Annotated in this window: 6 protein-coding genes and 2 pseudogenes; 2 read left to right on the forward strand and 6 right to left on the reverse strand. The window is 45.3% G+C overall.

From position 1 onward, the window contains the following. Positions 1–150 precede the first annotated feature (150 nt). The 6 genes and pseudogenes from BMX14_RS16180 to BMX14_RS16210 all read right to left on the reverse strand — a co-directional run bounded on the left by BMX14_RS16180 (position 151) and on the right by BMX14_RS16210 (position 3,818). Entirely contained in the window at positions 151–1,092 is a 942-nt protein-coding gene (locus BMX14_RS16180) for a replication initiation protein (RefSeq protein ID WP_092678535.1), read from the reverse strand. Positions 1,093–1,295: 203 nt separating this feature from the next. Continuing rightward, positions 1,296–1,580, reverse strand: coding sequence for a NadS family protein (nadS, locus tag BMX14_RS16185; RefSeq protein ID WP_092678537.1), 285 nt, complete (start codon positions 1,578–1,580; stop codon positions 1,296–1,298). A 1-nt stretch (position 1,581) separates the two neighbouring features. Beyond that, positions 1,582–1,914, reverse strand: a complete 333-nt coding sequence (locus BMX14_RS16190; RefSeq protein WP_092678539.1) for a type II toxin-antitoxin system RelE/ParE family toxin — start codon at positions 1,912–1,914, stop codon at positions 1,582–1,584. A 408-nt stretch (positions 1,915–2,322) separates the two neighbouring features. After that, a pseudogene (locus BMX14_RS17225) lies at positions 2,323–2,751 on the reverse strand (hypothetical protein); the annotation flags it as partial. Continuing rightward, positions 2,642–3,499 (reverse strand): annotated as a pseudogene (locus BMX14_RS17265) (relaxase/mobilization nuclease domain-containing protein); the annotation flags it as partial. The pseudogenes BMX14_RS17225 and BMX14_RS17265, both read right to left, overlap by 110 nt. Continuing rightward, the gene (locus BMX14_RS16210; RefSeq protein ID WP_092678544.1) at positions 3,489–3,818 is read right to left on the reverse strand and encodes a MobC family plasmid mobilization relaxosome protein; all 330 of its coding nucleotides are present in this window, start codon (positions 3,816–3,818) and stop codon (positions 3,489–3,491) included. The gene BMX14_RS16210 and the pseudogene BMX14_RS17265, both read right to left, overlap by 11 nt. Positions 3,819–4,374: 556 nt before the next feature. On the opposite strand from BMX14_RS16210, the gene BMX14_RS16700 reads away from it, so the two are divergent. Both BMX14_RS16700 and BMX14_RS16215 read left to right on the forward strand, forming a co-directional pair. Beyond that, positions 4,375–4,521 (forward strand): hypothetical protein, encoded by a 147-nt coding sequence (locus tag BMX14_RS16700; protein ID WP_177173199.1) that lies wholly within the window; start codon positions 4,375–4,377, stop codon positions 4,519–4,521. After that, positions 4,514–5,387: reverse transcriptase family protein (locus BMX14_RS16215; protein WP_092678546.1), on the forward strand; the 874-nt coding region annotated here is incomplete at its 3' end. The genes BMX14_RS16700 and BMX14_RS16215, both read left to right, overlap by 8 nt.

Genomic DNA, 5,387 nt, shown 5'->3' on the forward strand with positions numbered 1-5,387 from the left:
TCGAAGTGTTTTTAGTAAAGAGTATCAAGCAAGAAGTGACATTGAATTACTGTACTTAAGGCTAAAAGGAAAACTTCATGCTGCTGGACAAATAAACCAACGCTTTAAACAAAAAGCGAAGCATATTCATAAAAATCAGGATAAATATATTTAGCTGTTTTCTCTGAATTTTCTATACCATGTTGAGCGGCTTACTCCAAAAGTTAACCAAGGTTTGGTTTGCGAAATAGATTCCGATTTAACAGAGCCTTTTGGCCTTCCTCCTCCTGAGCTTTTCTTTCCTCCAACGATCCCACCAAGCCTACCTCTTCTTGCTTGAATTATATTCCCATGCGTTTTCTCAACATATACTGAAAATGTAGATGGATTCATATTACTTATTGTCCATTTGGCGATACTTCTAGCTATCCCCATAACCTCATTTTCATTGAGTGGTGAAGTAAATTGGAGATTGTAGGCGCTAGTACGTTCGTAGCATGCCTGTAGCCACTGATCGTACTCAGGCCACCCTTGACGAATCGCACGGTAAGCCCACTTTCTGGTTTTATCGAATAGTGTGCAGTTACGGCCTAATCCGTAATCGGGGAGGATGGTTTTATCATTGGCTGATTTAAGATCAAGTGAGTCTGCAAGCCAATCGAGGGTATAGAGTTCTGGCTGCCAGACGGCAATTTGCCAATTGTCATGGTTTGGATTCTTGCAGATTAACCCCGAATACCCCACGTCAGCGCCTAATTTTTCACGTAGCGCACTCTCTACCGCAGCGGCGTATTTGAGTGGTTTGATTTTTCCATCAGGAGCTGTACGTACCGCCATTTTGAGCGCATAAAGTAGGTGTGCGTGGCCATTGGCCTTGTTCATGATAGTAAGCGTAGGTGCGGGAGCATTACGGTCGCTCCAATCAATCGCGGCACCCGGCCTGTCTACGTCAAAGCAGAGCCAGAATTGCGCGTGAGGTTGGTTAAACTGGATATATTTGGCAAGGATTGCCCGCTCTTTTCCTGCTATGCGTAAACCACATTGCAGCTCGTCCGTGAAGTACGGTTTGTGGGGTAATCTGTCGTTAAAAAGTTTAAGTGCTACGTTACTCAATGTGCCCAGCGCTTATGGCGGGCTGTTGTGTTGCACGTCTCATGTGCTAATATCCTTTTTAGGTTTTATGCCTACGCCCTGATTTCATATTCCTTCCGCCAAGTCGAGATATGAATTCGGGGCGTTGTCTTTTCTAATGCCGTTAAAGTTACACGCAAATGACCGTTTCTGTCGAGTTTACCCGTCACTTTCTCGCTAAATTTTTAGTGTGCTGCCAGCACCTTAAAGTATTTAGGGTCGTCTTGTATTGTTGCTAAAACCTTTGCAGCCAGCCCTGTTGGGTTACGTCTTTTTTGCTCCCAGCTTTTAATAGTATCAAGGCTAGTACCCAGTGCTCTTGCCATTTCTGCCTGTGAAACGTTCAGTTTTTCACGGATAGCTTTCACATCGGCCACGTCATAGCGAGTAATACGTGACGGCGTGACTGAGCCGTTCTTAATGGCGACGGCTTCTTCAAGGGATGCTTTCAGTTCGTTAAAAATACTCATGCTACACCTCACCTTTGAGTCGTTTGGTCAGTTTTTTCAGTTCCGCTTTTTCAGCCTCGGTTAGGCTTTCTTTTGCGTTTTTCGGGTAAGCCATGACCAGATAGATAATTTCCTCTGTCGCCAGAAAGTAGACCACTCTGGCACTACCACTTTTCCCCTGGTTGCCGGTCGCCATTCTGATTTTTCTCAGTCCGCCCGTTCCTGGCATTAAGTCACCTTTATCCGGTGATTCGATAAGCTCGCTCTGTAAGTCTTTAAGCTCATCATCCGTGGCAATAGTTTGAATTTGCCGAGTGAAGAGCGATGTCTCAATAAATTCGATAGCGTGACTCATGTAACTCTCCCTTTATGGGTTACATTGTACCCTATTGGATTTGTATTTCCATCCAAATTCACATGCTCATGCCGCGACTCTGAGACTGGTTCTGGGTTCGTTCTTTGGCGTCTACAGTCTGGCTAAGCGATTGACTGTGTTGCTCAAGTCGTTCACTTGCTTGCTCAAGCCCTCGACTTGCTGGTTCAGCTTCGTGCAGTGATTGGCTAAGGCTTGATTCTCTTGCCGTGTTTTCTCGTACATGGCCTGTAAACTCCTGAAACTGTCGAGTAAGGCTTGCTGCTGTGTCTTTGAGTCGTCCTGTAAGCGCTCTAATGCGCTCAACAAGAGTTTTTCTGTCTCGGTCATGGGATTCTTTGCCTAAGTGGGTTAAATCGTCACTGAGAGGCTCTGGTGAGCTCTCTGGGGTTATTTGGCTTGATATTTCACTAGCAGATGAGAACTTCTCGACTGATAGGTCTCTACGTTGCTGGCGCTCTTCGGTAATTGGATGTAGTAAGTACCTTTCTCTTCCCCCGTTCCCGGCATTACCACTATTCCCTTGCCAGTTTTGGAGTTCAGTACCGCCAGACTCTGCTCGTTGGCCTGTATCTCGTCGAGTTGCTGGCTCAGATACCAGTAGGTGCCGCCGATCAGACCAGCGCAAATCAAGGCGATGAATGACAGGCCAATCCACAACCGTTTCATTACCGGCTGATAGAGGGTTTTCAGGCGCTGTTGGTGTTGTTGGGTCACGTCTTGGATAGCGTTGTTGATACTCTTCACGCTTGAGTTCAGTTCCGCGCTGATAGCAGCGTTCAGCTTCTGAAATTCGGCTTTCACGTGCGTCTCGGTATGTTGTGCTTGCTGCTTCGAGTTCTCCTCGAAGGCTTTCGCTAAATCGGAAATCCCGCTCATAGAGTGCTCCTTTGAGTCTGAGGTTTTTACCGCCGTCCGGTGAGGCGATGCTTATACTGGATTTGGTTTCCCGGGCAATAGTCATACCGGCGGATTCAAGCGTGGTGATCACGTCTTGGCGGTTACGTATTAGACCTTGCATGGCAAGGTGAGAGAGGCCTGCGGTGATGGACTCCGCGGCTTTTTGGCTATTCTTCGGGAGATCTCTACCCGGGGTAAGTTCGCGCCGGCGTTCTGGGTCGTTGGGGTCGCTTAATCCAAGTCGGTCATTGGTCAACGTTTGCCACGCATTAACCCGAGGACGGTCGGCGCGGTCATAGTAGGGTTGTAGACGTTTACCGCTATGTAATTCGATGTTCGGGATGACAAAATTAAGCTCTAACCGGCCTTTGTCTTGGTGCTCAACCCAGAGGATGCTGTACTGGTCTTTATCGAGTCCGGGGAGTAGCGTTTGCTCGAGTTCGTCCATCAGCTGCTGTTTGTCCGCGTCAGGGAGATCTTTCTCTTCAAACGAGAGCACACCAGAGGTGTAGGTTCGAGCAAAGTCGCAGGTATCTATCAAGGTTTTCACCCGTTCAGGATCACCCCGTAAGGTTTTGGCCTGTTCACGGTTACGCTCTTTACCGAGAAGATAATCCACGGGACCACTGCCGGCACCGGCACCACGGGAATTAAATTTAACGATCACGATGCTGCTCCAGTATCTCGGTTAACTGACGATCAATACTCGTGAGTAAGCTCAGTAACCTGATTTTGTCCTCTGCTCCCAGACTCTCCATTTGATTAAGTTTTCGCGCTATCTGGTTAAGGTTGTTACCCGTACCTGCTATCTGTCGGAATAACTGCGGATCAACATCCGGTAATTTACGACGCTTTGAGGGTGTCCGTTCACCTAATCCCAGTTCACGTAGCCACTCGGCAAGATGCGTTCTCTGACTCCGCTCAAGCAGTCGCTGATGCTCATCATCCGTAAGCCTGATTTTGATTTCTTTGGTGCGCTTTTCCATACCGACTCCGCTGAGAAATATTCGCACGCCAAGTGCGAAAGTTTCGCAGTGGATGCCCGGGGTTTCGGGGGGCGGCGAGCCCCCTGAACCAGTCACGGTGAACCCTCGTTAGAGGGGACTCCGTGTGTACTGGCTTATAAGTTTATTTATCTACTTAAAGTATCAGGTGGTGGTAAAATAAAAAAGCCCCAGATAGGGGCTGTTATCTGATATAGGCTTTGTTTTCTGTCTCAAAAAAAAGTGCACTAAGACGATGTATTCGTTGTAGAATAGATTGGTAGTCTGAATTGAGAGATTTCTCGTAAGTTATTTGCTGATTTATTCAGCGTGGGGATGAAAGTCCCTGACCACTCTTGTCGACAAACTGTCGGTACCTGTGGTGCTAGTGTGTCATCGACACGGCGGCACCTAGGGTACTCAGGGTGTACGGGCATTGAGAGTACGTCTTTGCGAGGCAGACGTACGAAAACAGGGGTTAATTGCTGAACAACTCTCACTCCTAGCACATGCGAGAGGCAATCACATTTCGTGGTTGTCGTGCAAAGGAGAAGTAAACATGAATATCAAAGGCTATGTTCAGCAAGCGGTTAAGAAAGTGGCACAGTTAGTAACGTGGTTAGTAGGATTGTGCTTAAGGGAGTTAATTCGTGAATACGTAATCCCTTACGTTAAAGAGATTTTCTGGAGCTTTTTCGATGAGTAGTAACCGTTCCCCAAGTTTTGCTAAGAACTATCCTCTTCACCAATCACCTCTATATAAAATAGGTAGTAAAAAAAAACTACTTTCCCTTTTGAAGATAGATAAAGAATCATTCAAAAAAATATCAACCAACCAACACTTCAACGTATTCAAAAACGATAGCGGACGAATAATTCAGCACCCTATAGGTAAACTTGAAGTCGTACATAAACGAATTTACAACCTGCTTAAATGTATAGAACTTCCAACATACTTACATTCAGGTAGAAAAAACAGATCAACGAAATCTAATGCCAATGTTCACAGAACAAGTTTGCAGATGCTAAAGGTTGATATTAGTAAGTTTTTCCCATCGAATGATATAAAAAAAATAGAGAATGCATTTGTTTACGAATTCAAGATGCCAAGAGATGTGGCTTTAGCACTGGCGTCTCTAATAGCTTATGAAGGGAAACTACCAACAGGTAGTCAGGTTAGTATGCTGATGGCGTATTATGCCAACAAAAAAATGTTTGATGAATTATCATCTATCAGTGAAGAAAATAATTTAAAGATGACAGTTTATGTCGACGACATCGCCTTTTCTGGAAACTCCATCCCAAAGGGATTTCTTCGTTCTGTAAAGAAAATAATATCTGAGGCATCTCTCCTAGTAAAACCAAGAAAAGTTAAAATATACAGAGACCATCAAGCAAAGATGATCACTGGGGTTATATTAAAAGATGGAGCGATGACAGTAAGAAATAGGAGCTTACTTAGCATCCATACGACATATCGAAGTGTTTTTAGTAAAGAGTATCAAGCAAGAAGTGACATTGAATTACTGTACTTAAGGCTAAAAGGAAAACTTCATGCTGCTGGACAAATAA

It is taken from the genome of Rosenbergiella nectarea (genome assembly GCF_900111105.1).
In the GTDB taxonomy this organism is placed as follows: Bacteria; Pseudomonadota; Gammaproteobacteria; order Enterobacterales; family Enterobacteriaceae; genus Rosenbergiella; species Rosenbergiella nectarea.